The 20,303-nt window shown below is 68.6% G+C and carries 18 protein-coding genes; 6 read left to right on the top strand and 12 right to left on the bottom strand.

Annotated elements, in window-relative coordinates:
- Nucleotides 1-20: 20 nt before the first annotated feature.
- From rplT to infC, 3 genes are all read right to left on the bottom strand, one after another.
- On the bottom strand, nt 21-410 hold the full coding sequence (gene rplT, locus VXD91_RS08030) for a 50S ribosomal protein L20 (RefSeq protein ID WP_029121325.1): 390 nt from the start codon (nt 408-410) through the stop codon (nt 21-23).
- A gap of 40 nt (nt 411-450) precedes the next feature.
- On the bottom strand, nt 451-645 hold the full coding sequence (gene rpmI / locus VXD91_RS08035) for a 50S ribosomal protein L35 (protein WP_020103309.1): 195 nt from the start codon (nt 643-645) through the stop codon (nt 451-453).
- Nucleotides 646-715: 70 nt separating this feature from the next.
- Nucleotides 716-1,315, bottom strand: coding sequence for a translation initiation factor IF-3 (gene infC / locus VXD91_RS08040; RefSeq protein WP_082762265.1), 600 nt, complete (start codon nt 1,313-1,315; stop codon nt 716-718).
- Between the two features lie 259 nt (nt 1,316-1,574).
- Here infC and VXD91_RS08045 point away from each other — a divergent pair, with 259 nt between their 5' ends.
- From VXD91_RS08045 to VXD91_RS08055, 3 genes are read left to right on the top strand one after another with little or no spacing between them, the layout of a single operon-like run.
- Nucleotides 1,575-1,922: a DUF1844 domain-containing protein gene (locus VXD91_RS08045; RefSeq protein ID WP_061003551.1), complete on the top strand. Its 348-nt coding sequence runs from the start codon at nt 1,575-1,577 to the stop codon at nt 1,920-1,922.
- A 51-nt stretch (nt 1,923-1,973) separates the two neighbouring features.
- Nucleotides 1,974-5,306 (top strand): bifunctional lysylphosphatidylglycerol synthetase/lysine--tRNA ligase LysX, encoded by a 3,333-nt coding sequence (gene lysX / locus VXD91_RS08050; protein ID WP_318987264.1) that lies wholly within the window; start codon nt 1,974-1,976, stop codon nt 5,304-5,306.
- 39 nt (nt 5,307-5,345) lie between these two features.
- On the top strand, nt 5,346-6,722 hold the full coding sequence (locus VXD91_RS08055; RefSeq protein WP_318987265.1) for an alpha/beta hydrolase-fold protein: 1,377 nt from the start codon (nt 5,346-5,348) through the stop codon (nt 6,720-6,722).
- 1 nt (nt 6,723) lies between these two features.
- Here the strand turns inward: VXD91_RS08055 and VXD91_RS08060 are convergent, their stop codons facing one another.
- The 5 genes from VXD91_RS08060 to VXD91_RS08080 all read right to left on the bottom strand — a co-directional run bounded on the left by VXD91_RS08060 (nt 6,724) and on the right by VXD91_RS08080 (nt 12,510).
- The gene (locus tag VXD91_RS08060) at nt 6,724-7,764 is read right to left on the bottom strand and encodes a hypothetical protein (RefSeq protein WP_318987266.1); all 1,041 of its coding nucleotides are present in this window, start codon (nt 7,762-7,764) and stop codon (nt 6,724-6,726) included.
- Complete coding sequence (locus VXD91_RS08065) at nt 7,761-9,053, bottom strand: hypothetical protein (protein WP_318987267.1); 1,293 nt, start codon at nt 9,051-9,053, stop codon at nt 7,761-7,763. Before VXD91_RS08065 ends, VXD91_RS08060 begins: the two co-directional genes overlap by 4 nt.
- Nucleotides 9,053-10,246 (bottom strand): CHAT domain-containing protein, encoded by a 1,194-nt coding sequence (locus VXD91_RS08070; RefSeq protein ID WP_318987268.1) that lies wholly within the window; start codon nt 10,244-10,246, stop codon nt 9,053-9,055. Before VXD91_RS08070 ends, VXD91_RS08065 begins: the two co-directional genes overlap by 1 nt.
- Nucleotides 10,237-11,961, bottom strand: a complete 1,725-nt coding sequence (locus VXD91_RS08075) for a hypothetical protein (RefSeq protein WP_318987269.1) — start codon at nt 11,959-11,961, stop codon at nt 10,237-10,239. Before VXD91_RS08075 ends, VXD91_RS08070 begins: the two co-directional genes overlap by 10 nt.
- Before the next feature lie 66 nt (nt 11,962-12,027).
- The gene (locus tag VXD91_RS08080; RefSeq protein ID WP_212814767.1) at nt 12,028-12,510 is read right to left on the bottom strand and encodes a lipoprotein LpqH; all 483 of its coding nucleotides are present in this window, start codon (nt 12,508-12,510) and stop codon (nt 12,028-12,030) included.
- Between the two features lie 118 nt (nt 12,511-12,628).
- Here VXD91_RS08080 and VXD91_RS08085 point away from each other — a divergent pair, with 118 nt between their 5' ends.
- Both VXD91_RS08085 and VXD91_RS08090 read left to right on the top strand, forming a co-directional pair.
- Nucleotides 12,629-12,916: a hypothetical protein gene (locus VXD91_RS08085; RefSeq protein ID WP_318987270.1), complete on the top strand. Its 288-nt coding sequence runs from the start codon at nt 12,629-12,631 to the stop codon at nt 12,914-12,916.
- Nucleotide 12,917: 1 nt separating this feature from the next.
- Nucleotides 12,918-14,093 carry a winged helix DNA-binding domain-containing protein gene (locus VXD91_RS08090; protein WP_346415127.1) on the top strand — a complete coding sequence of 392 codons (1,176 nt, stop codon included), beginning with the start codon at nt 12,918-12,920 and terminating at the stop codon, nt 14,091-14,093.
- Nucleotides 14,094-14,095: 2 nt separating this feature from the next.
- On the opposite strand, the gene uvrA is transcribed toward VXD91_RS08090, so the two are convergent.
- Nucleotides 14,096-16,996, bottom strand: coding sequence for an excinuclease ABC subunit UvrA (gene uvrA, locus VXD91_RS08095; protein ID WP_212814080.1), 2,901 nt, complete (start codon nt 16,994-16,996; stop codon nt 14,096-14,098).
- A gap of 86 nt (nt 16,997-17,082) precedes the next feature.
- On the opposite strand from uvrA, the gene VXD91_RS08100 reads away from it, so the two are divergent.
- The gene (locus tag VXD91_RS08100) at nt 17,083-17,757 is read left to right on the top strand and encodes an MBL fold metallo-hydrolase (protein WP_318986362.1); all 675 of its coding nucleotides are present in this window, start codon (nt 17,083-17,085) and stop codon (nt 17,755-17,757) included.
- A 12-nt stretch (nt 17,758-17,769) separates the two neighbouring features.
- Here VXD91_RS08100 and VXD91_RS08105 read toward each other — a convergent pair whose 3' ends face one another.
- From VXD91_RS08105 to VXD91_RS08115, 3 genes are all read right to left on the bottom strand, one after another.
- Nucleotides 17,770-18,558, bottom strand: coding sequence for a MarP family serine protease (locus VXD91_RS08105; protein ID WP_256445387.1), 789 nt, complete (start codon nt 18,556-18,558; stop codon nt 17,770-17,772).
- A 72-nt stretch (nt 18,559-18,630) separates the two neighbouring features.
- Complete coding sequence (locus VXD91_RS08110) at nt 18,631-19,074, bottom strand: universal stress protein (protein ID WP_155898904.1); 444 nt, start codon at nt 19,072-19,074, stop codon at nt 18,631-18,633.
- 240 nt (nt 19,075-19,314) lie between these two features.
- Complete coding sequence (locus VXD91_RS08115; protein WP_318986359.1) at nt 19,315-20,175, bottom strand: acyl-CoA thioesterase domain-containing protein; 861 nt, start codon at nt 20,173-20,175, stop codon at nt 19,315-19,317.
- Between the last annotated feature and the right edge of the window lie 128 nt (nt 20,176-20,303).

A 20,303-nucleotide genomic window follows, 5' to 3' on the forward strand; every position in this document is an offset into this window, starting at 1 on the left:
CGCTGAGTCTGTAGTCAGACTCAGGCAGCCTCTCCGGACGGGGCGTTGACGTCAGCAGGCAGAGCGGCCTTGGCCACCTCGACCAGCGCGGTGAACGCGGCGGGATCGCTGATGGCGATCTCCGACAGGTTCTTGCGGTCGACCTCGACGCCGGCCAGCTTCAGGCCCTGGATCAGGCGGTTGTACGTGACGCCGTTCTCGCGAGCGGCGGCGTTGATACGCGTGATCCACAGCTTCCGGAAGTCACCCTTGCGGGCGCGACGGTCGCGGTAGGCGTAGGTCAACGAATGGAGCTGCTGCTCCTTGGCCTTGCGGTAGAGCCGCGAGCGCTGCCCGCGGTAACCCTTCGAGGCCTTCAGTACTGTGCGCCGCTTCTTCTGAGCGTTCAGTGCGCGCTTCACGCGTGCCATGAGTTTTCCTATCCTTCGATGTTCAGGGGAGCGGGCGGTACTAGCCGGCCAGCATCTTGGCGACACGCGCGGTGTCGTTGGCAGCAACCACGGCGCGACCGTCGAGACGACGGGTGCGCTTGGTGGCCTTGTGCTCCATCAGGTGGCGGCGGTTGGCCTTCTGGCGCACGATCTTGCCGGTTCCGGTCTTGCGGAACCGCTTCGATGCGCCACTGTGGGTCTTGGCCTTGGGCATGTGTCCTCAGTTTCTTTCCATGCGGTCGCTCGCGGCGGCTGGAGGCCGCTGCGAGCGATCGCGACTGCTGTTACGCGGTTGCGTCAGATTCAGGTGCCGCGGGGGCCGGCCGTCCGGCCGGCGCGTCGGCGTCGTGCGCCGCCTTGGCGCGAGTCTTCGCGCCGCGGTGCGGAGCCAGCACCATCGTCATGTTGCGGCCGTCCTGCTTGGCGGACGTCTCGATGAAGCCGTATTCGGCGACGTCGGCGCCCAGCCGCTGCAGGAGTCGGTAGCCCAGTTCGGGCCGCGACTGCTCACGTCCGCGGAACATGATGGTCACCTTGACCTTCGACCCTGCTTCGAGGAAGCGGACTACGTGACCCTTCTTGGTCTCGTAGTCGTGGTCGTCGATCTTGGGACGCAGCTTCTGTTCCTTGACGACGGTCTGCTGCTGGTTCTTGCGAGACTCACGTGCTTTCTGAGCCGTCTCGTACTTGAACTTGCCGTAGTCCATGATCTTGCAGACCGGCGGCTTGGCGCCTGGCGCAACTTCGACAAGGTCGAGATCGGCGTCCTGGGCGACGCGGAGGGCATCTTCGATGCGCACGATCCCTACCTGCTCGCCGTTCGGTCCGATCAACCGAACTTCAGGTACGCGAATGCGCTCGTTGACGCGTGTCTCAGTGCTGATGGGGCCTCCCGGGTTGTTCCATTACTTGTTCAGTAGAGGTCACACCCGGCTCAGCCATCTGTTCGCATGAACAGAAAAGCCCTGCATATAGCAGGGCCCATTGCCGACCGATCACGGCTCACGCCGCCTGCGCACAACGCAGAACAGGCACAATGTGCCTGTGACCGGACCGTCAAGCCGCGAGGCCGACGGTGGGAGTGGGACTCCACTTGCTGTCCTGACGTAAGCCAGGACGGTCGCGCATGACACTCTAGCAGTCATGACCGACCCGAACCTAACCAGTGACCAGGTGCGCGAGCTCGCCGAGATCCCCGCCGTCGAGGTGATCACCCGCGCCGCCGTCATGCTGATGAGCGCGGCCGCCGAGAAGCTCGGCCTGGCCGATGCCGATCCCGACGAGAGCCCGCACCGCGACCTCGACGAGGCCCGTCGCCTCATCACCGCGCTGGCCGGCCTGGTTCAGGCCTCGGCCGAGTATCTGGGACTGCACGCCGGCCCGGTCCGGGACGGCCTCAAGAGCCTGCAGCTGGCGTTCCGCGAGGCGAGCGTCGCGCCGGACGAGCCCGGGCAGGGTCCGGGCGAGAAGTACACCGGCCCGGTCTGGTAGCTCAGGGGCTGTGCAGACACTTCCAGGTTTCACCGCATATTGTCCGAACTTATGACGTTGACGCCGAGCAGATCGCAGCAGCGCCCGACGACATTGGGGTGGGTTCCGCCCGCGGCCGGATGGACCGTCGGTGTCGTCGCGACCCTGTCGCTGTTCGCCAGTCTGTCGCCGCTGATCCGGTGGATGATCCACATCCCCCGCGAGTTCGTCAACGACTACCTGTTCAACTTCCCGGACACCAGCTTCGCCTGGTCGTTCGTGCTGATCCTGCTGGCCGCGGCACTCGCCGCACGTAAGCGGATCGCCTGGTGGGTCCTGCTGATCTACATGGTCGGCCACATCGGCTGGAACGTCTACGGACTGCTGTCCGACAACTTCCCGGACGGCGACCTGACCTTCGTGGAGGACTTCGGCGAGGCGCTGGGCCTGGTGTTCCACATCGGCGTCATCGTGGTCCTGCTGCTGTCGCGGAATCAGTTCTGGGCCAAGGTCCGCCGCGGGGCGCTGCTCAAGGCGGCCCTGACCCTGGTCGCCGGCATGGCTGTCGGCATCCTGGCGGCCTGGGGGCTGCTGGAGATGTTCCCCGGCCGGCCGCCGCTGGACCCCGACTACCGACTGGCCTATGCGGTGAACCGGGTCAGTGGTTTCGCCGCGGTCGGCAAGGAGGCGTTCGAGGGCGGCCATCCGCACGCGTTCCTCAACGCGCTGTTCGGCCTGTTCGGCGCCGTGGCGCTGATCGTGGCGGCGATCGTGCTGTTCCAGTCCCAGCGCGCCGAGAACGCCCTCACCGGCGAGGACGAGTCCGCGATCCGCGGCCTGCTCGAGCTGTGGGGCAAGAACGACTCGCTGGGTTACTTCGCCACCCGCCGCGACAAGGCCGTGGTCTTCGCACCCAACGGCCGTGCGGCCATCACCTATCGGGTCGAGGTGGGCGTCTGCCTCGCCAGCGGTGATCCCGTCGGCGACCCGCGGGCCTGGCCGGCGGCCATCGACGCGTGGCTGGCGCTGTGCCAGACCTACGGTTGGGCACCGGGCGTCATGGGCGCCAGCTCGACCGGCGCGGAGGCTTACCGCCAGGGTGGTTTGAACGCCCTGCAACTCGGCGACGAGGCCATCCTGCATCCGCAGAACTTCCGGCTGTCGGGCCCCGACATGCGGGCCGTCCGCCAGGCCGTCACCCGCGCCCGCCGCGCCGGGCTGACGGTACGGATGCGTCGGCACCGCGACATCAGCGCCGACGAGATGGCTCAGGTGATCGCGCATGCCGACGCCTGGCGCGACACCGAGACCGAACGCGGCTTCTCGATGGCGCTGGGCCGGCTCGGCGACGCCGCCGACGGGGACTGCCTGCTGGTGGAGGCCGTGCAGGGTGACGGCCAGGTGGTGGCGATGCTGTCGCTGGTGCCGTGGGGCAACAACGGGGTGTCGCTGGACCTGATGCGCCGCTCCCCCGCCTCCCCCAACGGCACCATCGAGCTGATGGTCAGCGAGTTGTGCCAGCGCTCGGAAGAGATTGGCGTGAACCGGATTTCGCTGAACTTCGCGATGTTCCGCTCGGCGTTCGAGCAGGGTTCGCAGCTGGGCGCGGGCCCGATCCTGCGGCTGTGGCGCGCGCTGCTGATCTTCTTCTCGCGGTGGTGGCAGCTGGAGACGCTGTACCGCTCCAACATGAAGTACCTGCCCGAGTGGGTACCGCGCTATGCCTGCTACGAAGACGCGCGCCTGATCCCGCGTGTGGGCGTCGCGTCGGTGATCGCCGAGGGCTTCCTCGTGCTGCCGTTCTCCCGCCGCGACGAACAGCCCCACACCGGCCACCACACCGCGGCCCCCAAGAACCTGATCGATTCGGGACGGCTGCATCCCGACGGCAGCGCACCCGATGTCGCTGATCTGGCGGCCGGGGCATCCGACACCGCCGAGGCCCGGCGCCTGCCCGACCAGGTCCGGGTCCGGATGGCCAAGCTGCAGGCGTTGCAGGCGGAAGGCATCGACGCCTACCCGGTGGGACAGGCGCCCAGCCACACGGTCGCCGAGGCGCTGGGGTCGGCCGCCGACACCGCGGTCTGCGTCGCGGGCCGCGTGCTGCGGCTGCGCGACTACGGCGGCGTGCTGTTCGCCCAACTGCGCGACTGGTCCGGCGAAGTCCAACTGCTGCTGGACAATTCGCTGCTGACCGGCAGCACCGTGGCCGAATTCACCGGCGCCATCGACCTCGGTGACCTGATCGAGGTCTCCGGCGCCATGGGCACCAGCCGCAACGGCACGGTGTCGGTGCTGGTGCACAACTGGCGCCTGATCGGCAAGTGCCTGCGCCCGCTGCCCGACAAGTGGAAGGGCCTGACCGATCCCGAGGCCCGCGTCCGCACCCGGTACCTGGACCTGGCGATCAACACCGAGTCGCGAGAGTTGATCACCGCGCGCAGCCGGGTGCTGCACGCCATCCGGGAAACGTTGGTGGGCAAGGGTTTCCTGGAGGTCGAGACCCCGATCCTGCAGCAGATTCACGGCGGCGCGAACGCGCGGCCGTTCGAGACCCACATCAACGCCTACGACCTTGACCTGTACCTGCGCATCGCGCCCGAGCTGTACCTGAAGCGGCTGTGCGTGGGCGGTGTCGAGCGCGTCTTCGAGCTGGGCCGCGCGTTCCGCAACGAGGGTGTGGACTTCAGCCACAACCCCGAGTTCACCCTGCTGGAGGCGTACCAGGCGCACGCCGACTACAACGTCTGGATCGACGGCTGCCGCGAGATCATCCAGAACGCCGCGGCGGCCGCCAACGGCGCGCAGATGGTCATGCGCCCCGGACCCGACGGCAGCCTTACGCCCGTTGACATCTCGGGCCACTGGCCCGTCAAGACGGTGCACGACGCGGTGTCCGAGGCGCTGGGCGAGCACGTCACCCCGGAGACCGATGTGGCGACCCTGCGCAAGCTGTGCGACGGCGCGACGATCCCGTACCGGACCCACTGGGACGCCGGCGCGATCGTGCTGGAGCTGTACGAGCACCTCGTCGAAGACCGCACCGAGGCACCGACGTTCTACAAGGACTTCCCGACCTCCGTGTCGCCGCTGACCCGGCCGCACCGCAGCATCCCCGGCGTTGCCGAACGGTGGGACCTGGTGGCCTGGGGTGTCGAGCTCGGCACCGCCTACAGCGAGCTGACCGATCCGGTGGAACAGCGCCGGCGGCTCGAGGAACAGTCGCTACTGGCCTCCGGCGGCGATCCCGAGGCCATGGAGCTGGACGAGGACTTCCTGCAGGCGATGGAATACGCCATGCCGCCGACCGGCGGTCTCGGCATGGGCGTCGACCGCGTGGTCATGCTGATCACCGGACGCAGCATCCGCGAGACGCTGCCGTTCCCGCTCGCGAAGCCGCGGTAAGCACAGGAGCCTCCCAGCTTCGCGCGGCACCCTGACGTCGTGACGATCGGTGCGACGAACGCCGGGCTCTATGGCGAGCAACATGTTTCGTTGACGCACGGCTGGCTGCCCGGCACCGTCCAGGCCCTCGCGGTGACAGTGCTGATCTTCGCGGTCGGCTGGCGTAACAGCCGGTGGCGCGCCGTCTGGCTGCCCGTCGCCGCCGCGTCCGGCTTGCTGGTGACGGCCACCGCCCGCTGGATCGTGGCATCGCAGGGCTGGTCCGACGAACCCGCGCCGACCCGGCTGTGGGTCTGGACCGCGGTGACCGGCGCCGCGGTGGTTCTGCTGATCGTCGGCTGGCAGGCCACCCGCTGGTGGCGCCGCGGGCTGGCGATGCTGGCGGTACCGCTGTGCGTGCTGTCCACGGGGCTGACGCTCAACGCCTGGGTCGGATACTTCCCGAATCTCGACACCGCGTGGGAACAGGTCAACTCGGCGCCGCTGCCCAACCAGACGCGACCCGAGACCGTGGTCGCGATGCAGAAGGCACGGCAGATACCGAGCAAGGGCAGCGTGGTGGAGATCCAAACCGGCTCGGCGGCATCGGGATTCAAGCACCGCGACGAATACGTGTACCTGCCGCCGGCCTGGTTCGCCAGCAACCCGCCGCCGCGACTGCCGATGGTGATGATGATCGGCGGCGAATTCAACACCCCCGCCGACTGGCTGCGGGCCGGTAACGCGATCACGACGGTCGACGCCTTCGCCGCCGCTCATCAGGGCAACGCCCCGGTGCTGGTGTTCGTCGACCCCGGCGGTTCTTTCAACAACGACACCGAGTGCGTCAACGGGCCGCGCGGCAACTCCGCCGACCATCTGATCAAGGACGTGCTGCCCTTCATGACCGCCAACTACGGCGTGAGCACCGACCGCCGGCACCGCGGCATCGTCGGCTGGTCCATGGGCGGCACCTGCGCGGTGGATCTGACGGTGATGCATCCGGATCTGTTCAGCGCGTTCCAGGACATCGCCGGGGACATCGCGCCGAACGCCGGTGACCGGCCGCAGACCGTGCAACGACTGTTCGGTGGCAGCACCGCCATATACGCCGACTGGGACCCCATGACGGTGATGTCCCGTCACACGTACGACGACATCGCGGCCTGGTACGACATCAACGGACCGGAGCTCTCACGCGGCCCGCTGCCCGCGCAAACCGTTGCGGCGCACTCGCTGTGCGGCGTCGGCAGCACCCGTGGCATCCGGTGCGCGGTCGTCGAACGGCCGGGCAAGCACGACTGGCCGTTCGCGGCGCAGGCGTTCAGCGCGGCGCTGCCGTGGCTGGCCGGCCAGCTCGGGACACCGGGCGTGCCGCGGCTGCCGTTGCCCGCCGCGACGGCACCCGCCATGCCGGTCGAAGCCGCTCGCCGGTGACCTAGTAGTCGGCTTCGGCGGCCAGGATCTCAGCGAGGAACGCGTCGGCACCGGGCGCCGCCAGCCGGGCCCGCACGTAGCGCCGGACCCGGTCCCGAACCGCTGCCGTCTCGCCGGTCCCGGCACCCACCGTCACGGTGGTGTCCGTCCAATCATGGCCCCACGCTTGGTTTTCGGTGGCCGACAGCGGCACGGTCGCGTTTCCGTCGATGTCGAGCGTGCCGCCGCCGCCGATCGAACCCGAGTCCAGCCGCACCGGGATGCCGTCCGCGGGACCGATGGTGGCCACCCGGATGTCGGCGACCACCGCACCGTCACGGGCCCACACGGACCAGTCGATGGTGTGCTCGGCAGCGTCGAATGTCCGCGGTGGCACCGCGGTCCACGAGACGGATGCGACGCCGTCGGCGATGGCCCCGTCGCCGACGGCACCGGGCTGCCCGGCGGCGAGCGCATAGTCGTCCTGCCGCGGTGGCCCCTGGGCCGCAAGGACTTCGGACCAGTCCCCCAGTCCGGCCTCGTCGGCGAGGTCGACACAGCTGCGGACGAGGCCGAGAATCCGGGGGTCCCCGGATGCCGCCGTACTCGCCAACGCCTGTCGGTGCGGCGCCAGCAGCCCGGCGATATCCGAATCCAGGGTGTCCTCGGTGAAGTAGTCCTGCAGAGCCGCCGTCGACAGCGCCACCTCGGCGTCCAGCACCGCGGGGTCCAGCGGCACGATGCCGTCGCGGGCGCTGGCCGGCCACCACCGCCGTAGCCAGTGCCCGACGGCCAGACGGCGAAGTGCGGCAAGGGGTTCGGGCAGTAGCAGGACGTCGGCAGTCTCGGCGGCGGCGAGCACCGCGACATGTCCGGCCTCGCCGACCAGCCGCCACAACCAGTCGGCCGCGGACAGATCGGTGAACGTGATCCGGACCGCCTGCACCGGATCGTGGATCGTCCAGGCGAGGACCGCACCGCTCACCTCGAGCACCGCCACCTCCGGCGGTGCCGCGACCTCGGACCCCAAAGCCCACAATCCGGAATCGACAGTGAGTTTCATCCTGCCGCCTCCAATTCCAGCATCGCCTTGATGCGCTGGCGATGATCGAGACTCACCGACCGGGCGACCCCGTCCAGCAGTCCGCGCACCTCGCCGGCGTCGTCGCAGGGTTCCTGCCAGACGTCACGTCCGTGCAGGCGGGCCCACAGCCGCGAGACATAAGGACGGACGAATGCGCCGAGGTCGTCCACCACCTGCTGCTGCCGCGGGTGCACCGGTCCGTCGTCGGTCAAATAGCGACGGGCGTGCAGCACGTACGCCTCTTTGCGGAGCCGCGCCTGAATCTGGCCCGAAAGGTGGTAGCGCGTCCGGTGATTCACCTCGAGCGGCGCCAAGTCCATCCCGATCTCGATGCCGGCGACGAGCGTGGCCTGGTTGTCCTCGGCCAGTAGCCCCCACGGCGAGGCCGCACGGTCGGCCTCTTCGGCGCACAGGGTCGGCAGGTCGGGCAACTCGTCGCGGTCGAGGGCACGGCGCAGCGTCGCCCGGACCCGGTCGACGATGCTGCGGTCGAGGGGACGTTCGGCGGCGCGGGAGCCGGCGACCGTCGGCTTGGCTTGCGGTGCGGCACCGCACAACCCGATCTGGTCGACCGACCACGGCGCGGCGGGCAGGGCGTCCCGCATCCGGGCGCCGAAGTTGTACGGGGTGTTGTCGCCGATCAACGTGGTCCAGACCCGTTGCCGCGCAGCATCGGCGTTGTGGCCACCGTCCGGGCCGAGCACCGTCGTCAGGCCGGCGAGAAACGGTTCGCACGGCGCCTCGTCCGCCCTGACGTCGTCCCAGCCGGCATCGAGCTGACGTGACAACGTCTCCAGCACCGCAGGATCGGCGAGGTACTCGTGCAGCCGCTCGACCGCGGTGCGGTCCCGATCGCCGTGCACGTCGCGCAGCGCCTCCGCGACGATGCGCGAATCATCCTGCCCTGGTGTGCCTCTGGTCGCGGCCAGTTCGAAACACACCGGGAAGTAGAGCTCTTGGGCATTGCCGGTGGTGATCCGGTCGCGCCGGCGCTGCGCCTTCAACAACGCGAACCACTGTGCCGCGGCCCGCAACTGAACCGCGTGGTCGACGATCACCCGGCGCATCTCGTCGGCGACGTCGGCGGCGACGACGGGCGCGGAGTATTCGGGGTGCGCCCGCAGCCGGAGCACCAACGGATCGATGATGCGCTTCACCGCGCGGCTCAGCGGACCGCCGTCGGGACTGCTCAGCAGTTCGAGACCGGGCCCGATCTCGCGCCACGCGGCGTCGATGACGGCACGACGTGGTTGTGGCCCAATGGTCATCAGCGTGCCCCGTCGACGGAGAAGGTCATCAGCGCGGCCCAGTACACGGGGCTGAGTGTGGCGTCTCCGGTTCGCCAGCGCTGCAGGCAGTCTCGTTGCCAGCGGTTCACGGCACGAGCCGGTGTCGTCGCCTGGTGCGCGGCGTCGACGGCGATGATCGCCTCCGCCATCGGGTCGGCGGCGCCCGCCGTGGCCGTCCGGTATCCGGCGGTGGTGGGCAGCGACCAGAGAGTCGCGGTGACCACCTGTGCGCCACCGAGGATCATCGCCGCGACCAGTCCGGTGGCCTCGTCGAACCGGTAGTCGGCGCCGGATGCGCAGGCCAGCAGCGCGACCCGGGGCGGGATCGGCAATCCCATCACCATGATGTCGGCGGCCGTCAGTGGCTCGGGCTCCGCCAGATGCAGAGCCGCCTGGTCGGCCGAGCCGTCGCGGTCGGGAGCGGCACTGGCATGCCCGACGTACACGAGCCGTGCCGGGCGCAGCGCCAGCTGCTCCGCCAGCCAGTGCCGGTCGGCGTCGCCGCGGCGGAAGAGCTCCACGGTGGCGTCGACCGCTGGGAGGGCCGGCCGCTCGCCGAAGTGCCGGGCCAGCACGGTGTCCGGTGCGGGCCGGCCGAGCACCGAGCCGAGCGCTGAATCCGGCCGCTGGCCGGGCACTTTCGGGTCCAGCACCAGCAGCGGCGGCCCGTCCGCTGGTTGGGGCTGCCTGCGTGGCGCGTTCGCGATGTTGGGTGGCACCGCCAGCAGGAGGTCGGCGACTTCGATCAGGCGCTCGTCGCCAGTTCCGCTGGACTGCGCGAGCAGGCCCCACGGCACCCGGCTCAGGCGGGCGCTCGGCGATACGAAGAGCACCGGTAGGTCCGGGTCAGCGGTGCACTGCCGCAGCAGATCCCACGCTTTGTCCGGGAGCAAGGCCCCGAGGAGCCGGGCGAGCTCCCGTTCGCGTGCCACAGCAGCGAACGGACCCGTCGCCAACGACCGGGTCAACGCTTCGGAAAGTTGTTCACCGTCAAGCGGATCCGGCAAGGCCTCAGCCAGCGCGGAGGTCACCGCCAGCAGAACGTCCTCGGCCACCACCCAGGTGACCAGCCGCTCCGGTGCGCCGACGACCCGGAGGCTGACGTACGTCGCGATACCGATGTCGGCGAAGCGGAGCACCAACGTCGTTGCGGTGTCCTGGGTTACGGGCATGTCGACCACGCCTCCTGGTCCGCGGTGACGGCGCGGCCATAGCGCGTCTGGGCCAGCTCGCGGTAGCGCGCCAGCACCGGCGCACCGTCGGGCTCCATCTGCAGCGGCGGCAACGGCCCGAGCCGAATGAGCCCGGCGGCGCCGACCGCGACCGGGCCGGATGCGACCGACGCCAGTTCGTCGACCTCGAGAACCGGTGCGGCTGTCGTGGTGGCCCGGGCCCACTCCATCGTGGCGCCCGTCGCGGCGTCGACGCTGAATGCCCCTCGGGCGCTGTGATATTCGATCAGTTCGCCGACCAGCGCCGGATCCTGCGATTCCCAGGCGACCGCGAACGCACCGGCAAGAAGAGGTGCCGCCACCCCGGCGGCCCATCGCGACCGGGCATCGGCGTCGGTGATCGAATAGCGCACCGAGTCGACAGCCAGCGCCGCGGGCAACTTCAGGTCGGCAGCGGCGGCCAGTTTGTCCATGCCGGAACGGTATTGGTCGGTGCCGGGTTCGGCGGACCACGTCCCGAGCCCACCGCGGTAGCGGGCTTCGGCCTGTGCCCAGGTGTCGGCGGGATCACCCGCGGCATCGAAGCCGAGATCCGCGAGTCCCTCGGCACGCCAGACGGTGCCGAGTTGGTCATCCAGCCGGGCGTACTGCAACCAGCTGCTGCGCGGTGAGGAATCCAGGCAAGTCCGGGCCTGATCGATCAGTGCCCGGGCCTCGTCGTAGCGGCCCCGGAAGATGGCGATCCAGCTGCGTTGCAACAAGATACGGTGTACGTGCAGCGGCTTGCCCAGCTCACGCCAGTGCCGTTCGGCGTGTCCCCAGCATTCGTCTGCGGCCTGCAGCGCGCCGGCGGCCAGTCGGGTGAGTCCGAAGTACAGCCAGCAGCGCGACACCTCGTGGGCCCGCGCCTGGCGGGCGATCTCCGGATACGCGGCAGTGAGCAGCGCCTCCGTACCCTGCTGGTCACCGGCCAGCCAGCTCACCGCCGCCCGCTCCAATTTCGCTCGGGCCGCGGCCAATTCCCAGCCCCGAGCCTGCGCCCGGGCCTCGGCGCGGCGCAGCCACGGCAATGCCTCGTCCACTTTGCCGGTGTCGATGCAGAACCGTGCGTAGCCGAGCGCTCCGGTGAGCCAGAGGTATTCCCGTTCCGGGGTGGTGGCCGGCGGAGCGATTGCGGCGAGCACGTCCTCCCACAGCGGCACCGAGCGGACGTGCAGATCGTCGTCGCAGAGCGCGAGCGCGCACAGGATGCGGGCGTGGGTCAGCAGATAGGTGTGTTCGTCGTCCAGATCGGAGTATGGGGACGGGCCGTCCAGCGCGGTCAGGGACGCGGCCGCCCCTTCGTGGTCGCCGATCGCGGCGGACAGGCCGGTCCGCAGGAAGGTGGCCCGGCGGCGGTAGCGGCTGAGCATGTGATCCGCGTCCTCCGGGGTCATGGTCATCTGCGCGACGATCTCGGCCGGCGCACGGCCGCCCAGGATCGATGCGTAGATGTCGAGGCAGTCGTCGATACGACGGATGCATTCGCGCACGCCGTCCAGGGCGCCGCGGATCAGATAGATCTCGCCGAGCTGGGCGAAGACCTCGAGCATCTGGTCGTCGCGGTCGGCGGCTTCGATGGCGGGCATCAGCGACAGCAGCAGTTCTTTGGCTGTCTGCTCGTCGGCGGCGAACATCAGCGCGCGGGCGCGAGCGAGTTCGCCGGTGATCGACACGGCCGAATCATAGGTCGAGCGGCGGATGCATGGTCTGCACCCGCCGCTCGGGCAGCCCCGGGCATGTCAGCCGCAGGACACCTTGATCTCGAAGTTCTTCGAGATCATCCCCGCCATGGGGTTCTTCATATCGGCACCGGCGGCCTGCCCGGTGATGGTGTACGTGCTGCCGTCGACCTTGACGTCAGCCGAGCCGGTCTTCATGCCGCCCATCTCCGACACCGCGAGCGCGTTGCCGTCGACCACCAGGCCCAGGGACTGCACCTTCGGCGGCGAAGCGTCCGTCATGACGACGCCGAGGCCCTGCGCGCCACCGCCGATGGGTGCGCTGGCAATGTTGATGCTGCCGCCCTGCTTCACGCAGGTCACCGACTTCAGGTCCAGGCCGGCCAGGTCCTGGCCCTCGACCTTGACGACGGTGTTGCCGCCGCCGTTGCTCACCGAACCCGGACCGGACGCCTTCGGGCCGTCCGCCTTGTCGGTGGAGCAGCCGATGAGGGTGGCGCCCACGGCCAGCATGCCGATACCAGCGGCCAGAGTGCGATTGATGTTCATGTCAGAGGGTTTCCCTTCTTCGTTACGCCGCCCCAGTGGCGTCGTCGTGCGGTAAGTACACGCGGGCGCCGCGGCTACCGATCCCAACTTTGTGGCGCGGTACGGTGAAGCCATGGCCGACGAAACCGAGCCCATCGACGCCGAGATCGTGCCATTGGATGCGGCGCCCGCCCCGGTGCCGGTGTCCCCGCCTGTCGATCCGGGCTACACCCCCGACGGTGTCCCGACCTTCGAGTCGGTGCGCGACAAGATCGAGAACCGGTACGGCACCGCGATCGGCTCGGCCGAGCTGGCCGCGGAAACCCCCGAGGGCCGTTCGGTCGAGGAACAGTACGAAGCGCGCCAGAAGGCTGCCGCGGAACGCCTCGAGCAGATCCGTCGCTCGATGCACGACGGCTGACTTGCGTACCTTCACCATCGCCAAGCGCCGCAATCGCTTGGCGCACCGCCATTTCCTGAGCGATCCGGCCTCGAGCCCCGCCGAGGTGACCCGGGCGCTGGTCGGCCTGCACGGCACCGATCCGGCCACTCCGTACCTCTCCCTGTGGGCCCGACTGCCCGGTTTCGCCGTGGACGACCTCGATGCGGCGCTGTACCGGGACCGGCAGTTGGTCAAGCACATGGCCATGCGCCGGACGCTGTGGGTCGTGCACACCGCGGACCTGCCTGCGGTCCAGGCCGCGGCCAGCGAGCGCGTGGCCACCACCGAGCGCAAGCGGCTGATCGCTGACATCGAAAAGTCCGGCATCGCGGCCGACGGCGAGGCGTGGCTCGAGCTGGCATCGGCTGCGGTGCGTCGGCACCTGGAAGCGGGTTTGACGGCCGGCACTGCCGCGCTGCGGGCCGCGCTGCCCGAGTTGGCGGGCAGCTGGGATCCGGCGCCCGGAAAGACCTGGGGCGGAAGCACTCCCGTCGCGCCGCGGGTGATGACGGTGCTGTCCGCGCAGGGGCACGTCCTGCGCGGCCCCAACGACGGCATGTGGACGACATCGCGGCCGCTGTGGGCCGCGGCGTCGCACTGGCTGGCTGAACCCGTCGTGGCGATGGAGCCTGATGCGGCACGCGACACCTTGCTGCGGACCTGGCTCCGCACGTTCGGGCCGGCCACGGCCACTGACATCAAGTGGTGGTTCGGTCACACACTGACGTGGGCGCGTGACGGACTGCGCTCGATCGAGGCCGTGCAGGTCGCCCTCGAGGGCTGCGATGACGCCGGATTCGTCCTACCCGACGATCTCGACGACACTCCCCCGGTTGCGCCCTGGGGCGCACTGCTGCCCGGGTTGGACCCGACCGTCATGGGCTGGCAGGCGCGTTCCTGGTATCTCGGCCCGCACGCGGGCCAGTTGTTCGACCGCTCGGGCAACGCCGGTCCCACAGTGTGGTGGGACGGCCGTGTCGTCGGCGCCTGGGGTCAGGACGTCGACGGCCGGGTGCAGCTGCAATACGTCGAAGACGTCGGAGCCGCAGCACGGAAAACGCTGCAGCGCAAGGCATCCGAACTGACAGACTGGCTCGACGGCGTGCGCGTCAAGCCGCGCTTCCCGTCACCGCTGAGCCAGGCCCTCTGCCGCTGACGCTAGACACTCACCTTGCGCCGCTTGGCCTTCGGCGGATCCGGCACCACGGCGGGCAACAACTCGGCGAGGAACTGACCGGTGTAGCTGTCGGGAGTCGCCGCGACGTCCTCCGGCGTGCCGGACACCACGACGGTGCCGCCGCCGGCGCCGCCTTCGGGACCCATGTCCACGATCCAGTCCGAGGTCTTGATCACGTCGAGGTTGTGCTCGATGACGATGACCGTGTTGCCCTTGTCGACCAGGCCGTTGATCACCTTGAGCAGCTTGCGGATGTCCTCGAAATGCAGGCCGGTGGTGGGCTCGTCGAGGATGTAGACGGTGCGCCCGGTGGACCGCTTCTGCAGCTCGGCGGCCAGCTTCACGCGCTGCGCCTCACCACCGGACAGCGTCGGGGCCGGCTGGCCCAACCGCACGTAGCCCAGGCCGACGTCGACGAGCGTCTTGAGGTACCGGTGGATCGAGCTGATCGGCTCGAAGAACTCGGTGGCCTCCTCGATGGGCATGTCGAGGACCTCGGAGATGGTCTTGCCCTTGTAGTGCACCTCCAGGGTCTCCCGGTTGTAGCGCGCGCCCTGGCACACCTCGCACGGCACGTACACGTCCGGCAGGAAGTTCATCTCGATCTTGATGGTGCCGTCACCTGAACATGCTTCGCAGCGGCCACCTTTCACGTTGAACGAGAACCGGCCCGGCTGGTAGCCGCGGACCTTCGCCTCTGTGGTCGCCGCGAACAACGTCCGGATCTTGTCGAACACACCGGTGTAGGTGGCCGGGTTGGACCGCGGCGTGCGGCCGATCGGCGACTGGTCGACCCGCACCAGCTTGTCCAGCTGGTCGAGCCCGTTGATCCGGGTGTGCCGGCCCGGCACCTGGCGGGCGCCGTTGAGCTTGTTGGCCATGACAGTCGCGAGAATGTCGTTGACCAACGTCGACTTGCCGGAGCCCGAGACGCCGGTGACCGACGTGAGCACGCCCAGCGGGAAGGCCACGTCGACTTCTTTGAGGTTGTGCTCGCGTGCGCCGACGACGGTGATCTGCCGCTTGCGGTCGACGGGCCGGCGGATGGCCGGCACCTCGATCTGCTCCCGGCCCGAAAGATAGGCGCCGGTAAGCGATTTGGTGTTCTTCAGCAGCTCCTTGTAGGTGCCGCTGTGCACGATCTGCCCGCCGTGCTCACCCGCCGCGGGACCGATGTCGACGACCCAGTCGGCGTGCGCGATGGTGTCGAGGTCGTGCTCGACGACGATCAGCGTGTTGCCGAGGTCGCGCAGCCGGACCAGGGTGTCGATGAGCCGGCGGTTATCGCGCTGGTGCAGGCCGATGGACGGCTCGTCGAGCACGTAGAGGACACCGACCAGACCGGAGCCGATCTGCGTGGCCAGCCGGATGCGCTGTGCCTCACCGCCGGACAGCGTGCCTGCCGCGCGGGACAGGGTCAGGTAGTCGAGGCCGACGTCGAGCAGGAAGCCCAGCCGCGATTGCACTTCTTTGAGCACCTGGCCGGCGATGGCCTGCTCGCGCGGACCGAGGGTCAGCGCGTTGAGGAACGCCGAGCAGTCCGAGATGGACAGATCACACACCTGCGCAATGGATTTCGCGTCGTCGTCCGCGGAGAGCGTGACGGCCAGAATCTCGGGCTTGAGGCGGGTGCCGGCGCACTCGGGGCACGGGATGTCCCGCATGAAGCCCTCGTAGCGTTCCTTCATCTGCTCGGATTCGGTCTGCTCCATGCGGCGCTGCAGGAACGCCAGCACGCCTTCGAAGTCGGCGTAGTAGGAGCGCGTGCGGCCGTACCGGTTCTTGTACCGGACGTGCACCTGGTGGTCGGAGCCTTCCAGAATGGCCTTGCGCGCCTTGGCCGGAAGCTTCTTCCACGGGGTGTCGATGTCGAAGCCCAGCTCCTCGCCGAGCCCGGCCATCATGCGGGTGAAGTAGTCGGAGTTGTGGCCCATGGACCACGGCGCCACCGCGCCCTCTGCGAGCGTCAGCTCCGGGTCCGGCACGACGAGCTCGGGGTCGACCTCCTTCTTGATGCCCAGACCGGTGCACTCCGGGCAGGCACCGTACGGTGAGTTGAACGAGAACGACCGTGGCTCGAGGTCGTCGACGGCCAGCGGATGCGCGTTGGGGCAGGCCAGCTTCTCCGAGAAGCGCTGCTCACGCTGCGGGTGGTTGTCGTCACGGTCGACGAACTCGAGGACGACGATGCCGTCCGCGAGACCCAGCGCGGTCTCGACCGAATCGGTCAGACGCTGCTTGGCGCTGGCCTTGACGGTGAGACGGTCGACGACCACCTCGATGTCGTGCTTCTCCTGCTTTTTGAGCTTCGGCGGGTCGGTCAGCGAGTGCACGACGCCGTCGACCCGGACCCGGCTGTAGCCCTGGCCGTTGAGCTTGTCGAAGAGGTCGACGAACTCGCCCTTGCGGGTGCGGACCACGGGCGCGAGCACCTGGAAGCGGATGCCCTCGTCCATGGCGAGCACCTGGTCGACGATCTGCTGCGGCGTCTGCCGCGCGATGCGCTCACCACACACCGGGCAGTGCGGGGTACCGGCGCGTGCGTACAGCAGACGCAGGTAGTCGTAGACCTCGGTGATGGTCCCGACGGTTGAACGCGGGTTCCGGTTGGTCGACTTCTGGTCGATGGACACCGCGGGCGACAGGCCTTCGATGAAGTCCACGTCCGGCTTGTCCATCTGGCCCAGGAACTGGCGGGCGTATGCCGACAGCGACTCGACGTAGCGGCGCTGCCCCTCGGCGAAGATGGTGTCGAACGCCAGCGAGCTCTTGCCCGAACCCGACAGGCCCGTGAATACGATCAGCGAGTCTCTGGGCAGGTCAAGGTCGATTCCCCGCAGGTTGTGCTCGCGCGCACCTTTGACGATCAGACGGTCCGACACACGTATCCCTTCACCGGTCTGGGCAATCCAGACACCACATCGCCATGCTAGGTGTCCCCACCGACAAGTCCGGATACGGTGGCGTCATGACAGTCGTCAATGACACGTACACCGGCCATGTCGATGCGGGCACCGCGGCCCGTCGCACCCTTCCCGCCGCGACGATCGTGAAGGCGTCGGTCGGACCCATGGACAACAACGCGTACCTCATCACGTGTTCCGCAACCGGAAAAACGCTGCTCATCGACGCCGCGAACGACGGACCGGCGCTCGTCGAGCTGATCAGGTCGCAGGCGCCGGACGTCGAACTCATCGTCACCAGCCACCAGCACTTCGACCACTGGCAGGCCCTGGCGGAAGTGGCCGAGGCCACAGGTGCGCCCACCGCCGCGCACGCGCTGGACGCCGAGCCGCTCCCGGTGAAGCCCGACCGCATCCTCGCCGACGGCGACACCATCACCATCGGTGACCTGACCTTCGACGTCATCCACCTGCAGGGTCACACCGAGGGTTCGGTGGCGCTGGCGCTGCGCGGCGCCGACGGTGAGGTCACCCACCTGTTCACCGGCGACTGCCTGTTTCCCGGCGGCGTCGGCAAGACCTGGCAGGACGGCGACTTCGAGCGGCTGCTCGGCGACGTCACCCGCAAGGTGTTCGACGTCTACCCCGATTCGACGGTCATCTACCCCGGCCACGGCGACGACACCACGCTCGGCACCGAGCGGCCGCATCTCGAGGAGTGGCGGGCGCGCGGCTGGTAGACGCTGGGCTGGTCAGCCCAGGCACTGGCCCGTGGGGACGGGTTGCGTGTTGCCGACGAGCGCCAGCTGGGGGCCGACTTCCTTCGCGGTCAACGCGAAGCTGGTGTCGGGGTCGTCCTGCGCGGCCCCGAAGACGACACCGCGCACCCGGCCGTCCAGGTCGATGAGCGGCCCGCCCGAATTTCCTTGCTGCACAGCGCCTCTGAGGGCGTACACCTCGCGCGTCACCGTGCCGGTGCGGAAGATGTCCGGCCCCTGGAGCTTGATGACCTCACGGACCCGCACCGGTTTGGCCTCGTACGGGCCGCCGTGCGGGAAGCCGAGCGCGGCGGCGTCGGCACCGCTGACGGCAGGCGCCTCGGAGAACATCAACGGCGCGGTCGGCAGGTCCGGCACCGCGAGGATCGAGATGTCCATGTTCGGGTCGAACGACACCACCTGGCCGTTGTACTTGGTGCCGCCGACCTCGACCGACACTTCGTCGGTCCCCGCGACGCCGTGCGCCGTCGTCATGACACGCTTGGGGCCGACCACAAACCCGGTGCCCTCCAACCGCTTTCGGCAGCTGTGGGCGATGCCGTGCACTCGCACCACACTCGCCTGCGCGGCAGTCACCGCGGGATTGTTGGCCACGTTGGGGTCGGGGGGCGCGACGGTCGGGATCGTCGATTCGGTCTCCGACGCGATCGCGGATGTCGTCGCAGGTGTGACGGCGGGGTTCTTGCCCGCGCAGCCGGCGATCAGTGTGGCGGCCAATGACAACGTCACCCATGACGCACGGACGAGACTTCTTCGAGCCATGACCCGAACTTTACGGGCACGAAAAAAACTGAGGCCCCCGGCGGTACGCCGAGGGCCTCAGAAAATCGAACTTTACGAGGTGTGGACGATCAGCACGTCGACCTTGGCGCGGCGAGCCACGTTGGCCGGCACCGAGCCCAGCAGGCGGCCGGCGATGGTGCTCAGACCGACGTTACCGACGACCAGCAGGTCAGCACTGGAACTCTCGGCCAGGTCGACCAGGGCATCGACGGGAGCGCCGACGATGGCTTTCTCCTCGACCTGGGTCGCACCGGCAGCCTCGGCACGGTCGCGGGCCTCACGCAGGATGGCGTAGATCGGCGCATCGCCGTGCACCTTGTAGCCCTCATCCTTGAGGACATCAGCCGCACGCTGATCATCGGCGTGCGGGAAGTAGGCGGTTGCCACGACCAACTTCGCATTGGCCCCCGCGGCGATCTGGGCAGCGCGCTCCACAGCGCGCAGTGACGAATCCGATCCGTCCGTACCGACGACCACGGTCTGGTAGCCGCTCATCAATGGCCTCCCGTTATCCAGGTTTGTGTATCCGGCGTTCTGTCCGGCATCCCCGCAGACAGTAGCCGCTGAATAGTGGCCATTGGTGCGGTTTCACCACACAAGTTCGCCGGGGACACCGTGAAAAATGTGCTTTACCGGCACCGATGTTAGCGGCAGGCGCCGGAACGAGCTTGCCAATAGTGACGAAACGACTGGGTGTTTCGTCCCGTGAGATGGAACGCATCGGGCCCGAGATCGTTAGCCACGACCGAAATACAGCTCCTGCGTGGCAACGCACACCAATTGGCCGGCACGGTTGTACATCGTCCCGCTGGCCAGGCCGCGGCCCCCGATTCCGCTCGGCGAGGTCTGGTCGGACAACACCCAGTCGCTCAGATCAACCGGCCGGTGAAACCACAGCGCATGGTCGATCAGCGCGGAGAAAGTGTGGGCCGGCAGCGCACCCCGCGGGATCATCGCCGCTTCCAGCATGGTGGTGCCGGTCAGGTACGTCAGCAGCCCGGCGTGCAGTGCCGGGTCGTCGGGGATGGCATCGGTCGGGCGCCACCACATCCGCAGATGCGGTGCGGAATCCGGCGAATCTTTGGCCAGCCGTGGGTGCGGGTCGATGTACCGCAGCTCGAACGGCTGGTCACGAACCCAGAAGCCGCCTGATTCGTCGGCGTAGTCGGCAAGCTGTTCGGCCATGGTCGGTACCGAAAGTGGTTCTGGCACATCAGGAATGGTCGCCTGGTAGTCGAGCGCGTCGACTGGGGTGCTGAAAGACGCCAGCGCCTCGAGCAGGATCTCGCCGTCCTGAAGAGCCGTGATGCGGCGCGTCGCGAGCGTGCCGCCGTCGCGCGCGGCGTCGACCAGAACCTCGACCGGCTTTCGGGCATCGCCGGCGCGCAGGTAGTAGACGTGGAGGCTGTGCGCGCTGCGTCCCGGCGCGGTCCTGCTCGCCGCCACCAGCACCTGACCGGCGAGATGGCCGCCGGCGATGTGATGGCTGGGGTTGTCGAGCTGGGTGGCCACGAAGTGGTGGTCATCGGTCTGATCCACCAGCAGCGTGCTCACGAGATCAGACAAGGTCGGCGAACTGTACGTCACCCGAGGCATCTTGCCTGAGGTGTTGACACACCCATTTGGCGGTAGCGCTGATCGCCGCCGTGAGTGACGTCAGTCTCGAAGATATTTATTCACAAGCTCATCGAATTCTGTTGTGCCGCGTCAGATCGACGGGTAGA

Source organism: Mycobacterium sp. SM3041 (assembly GCF_039668335.1).
GTDB lineage: Bacteria > Actinomycetota > Actinomycetes > Mycobacteriales > Mycobacteriaceae > Mycobacterium.

What these genes read in the sequence shown, in the direction of transcription:
- rplT (WP_029121325.1), bottom strand. Translation starts at nt 410, where the DNA reads ATGGCACGCGTGAAGCGCGCACTGAACGCTCAGAAGAAGCGGCGCACA.
- rpmI (WP_020103309.1), bottom strand. Translation starts at nt 645, where the DNA reads ATGCCCAAGGCCAAGACCCACAGTGGCGCATCGAAGCGGTTCCGCAAG.
- VXD91_RS08045 (WP_061003551.1), top strand. Translation starts at nt 1,575, where the DNA reads ATGACCGACCCGAACCTAACCAGTGACCAGGTGCGCGAGCTCGCCGAG.
- lysX (WP_318987264.1), top strand. Translation starts at nt 1,974, where the DNA reads ATGACGTTGACGCCGAGCAGATCGCAGCAGCGCCCGACGACATTGGGG.
- VXD91_RS08060 (WP_318987266.1), bottom strand. Translation starts at nt 7,764, where the DNA reads ATGAAACTCACTGTCGATTCCGGATTGTGGGCTTTGGGGTCCGAGGTC.
- VXD91_RS08065 (WP_318987267.1), bottom strand. Translation starts at nt 9,053, where the DNA reads ATGACCATTGGGCCACAACCACGTCGTGCCGTCATCGACGCCGCGTGG.
- VXD91_RS08070 (WP_318987268.1), bottom strand. Translation starts at nt 10,246, where the DNA reads ATGCCCGTAACCCAGGACACCGCAACGACGTTGGTGCTCCGCTTCGCC.
- VXD91_RS08085 (WP_318987270.1), top strand. Translation starts at nt 12,629, where the DNA reads ATGGCCGACGAAACCGAGCCCATCGACGCCGAGATCGTGCCATTGGAT.
- VXD91_RS08100 (WP_318986362.1), top strand. Translation starts at nt 17,083, where the DNA reads ATGACAGTCGTCAATGACACGTACACCGGCCATGTCGATGCGGGCACC.
- VXD91_RS08105 (WP_256445387.1), bottom strand. Translation starts at nt 18,558, where the DNA reads ATGGCTCGAAGAAGTCTCGTCCGTGCGTCATGGGTGACGTTGTCATTG.
- VXD91_RS08110 (WP_155898904.1), bottom strand. Translation starts at nt 19,074, where the DNA reads ATGAGCGGCTACCAGACCGTGGTCGTCGGTACGGACGGATCGGATTCG.
- VXD91_RS08115 (WP_318986359.1), bottom strand. Translation starts at nt 20,175, where the DNA reads ATGCCTCGGGTGACGTACAGTTCGCCGACCTTGTCTGATCTCGTGAGC.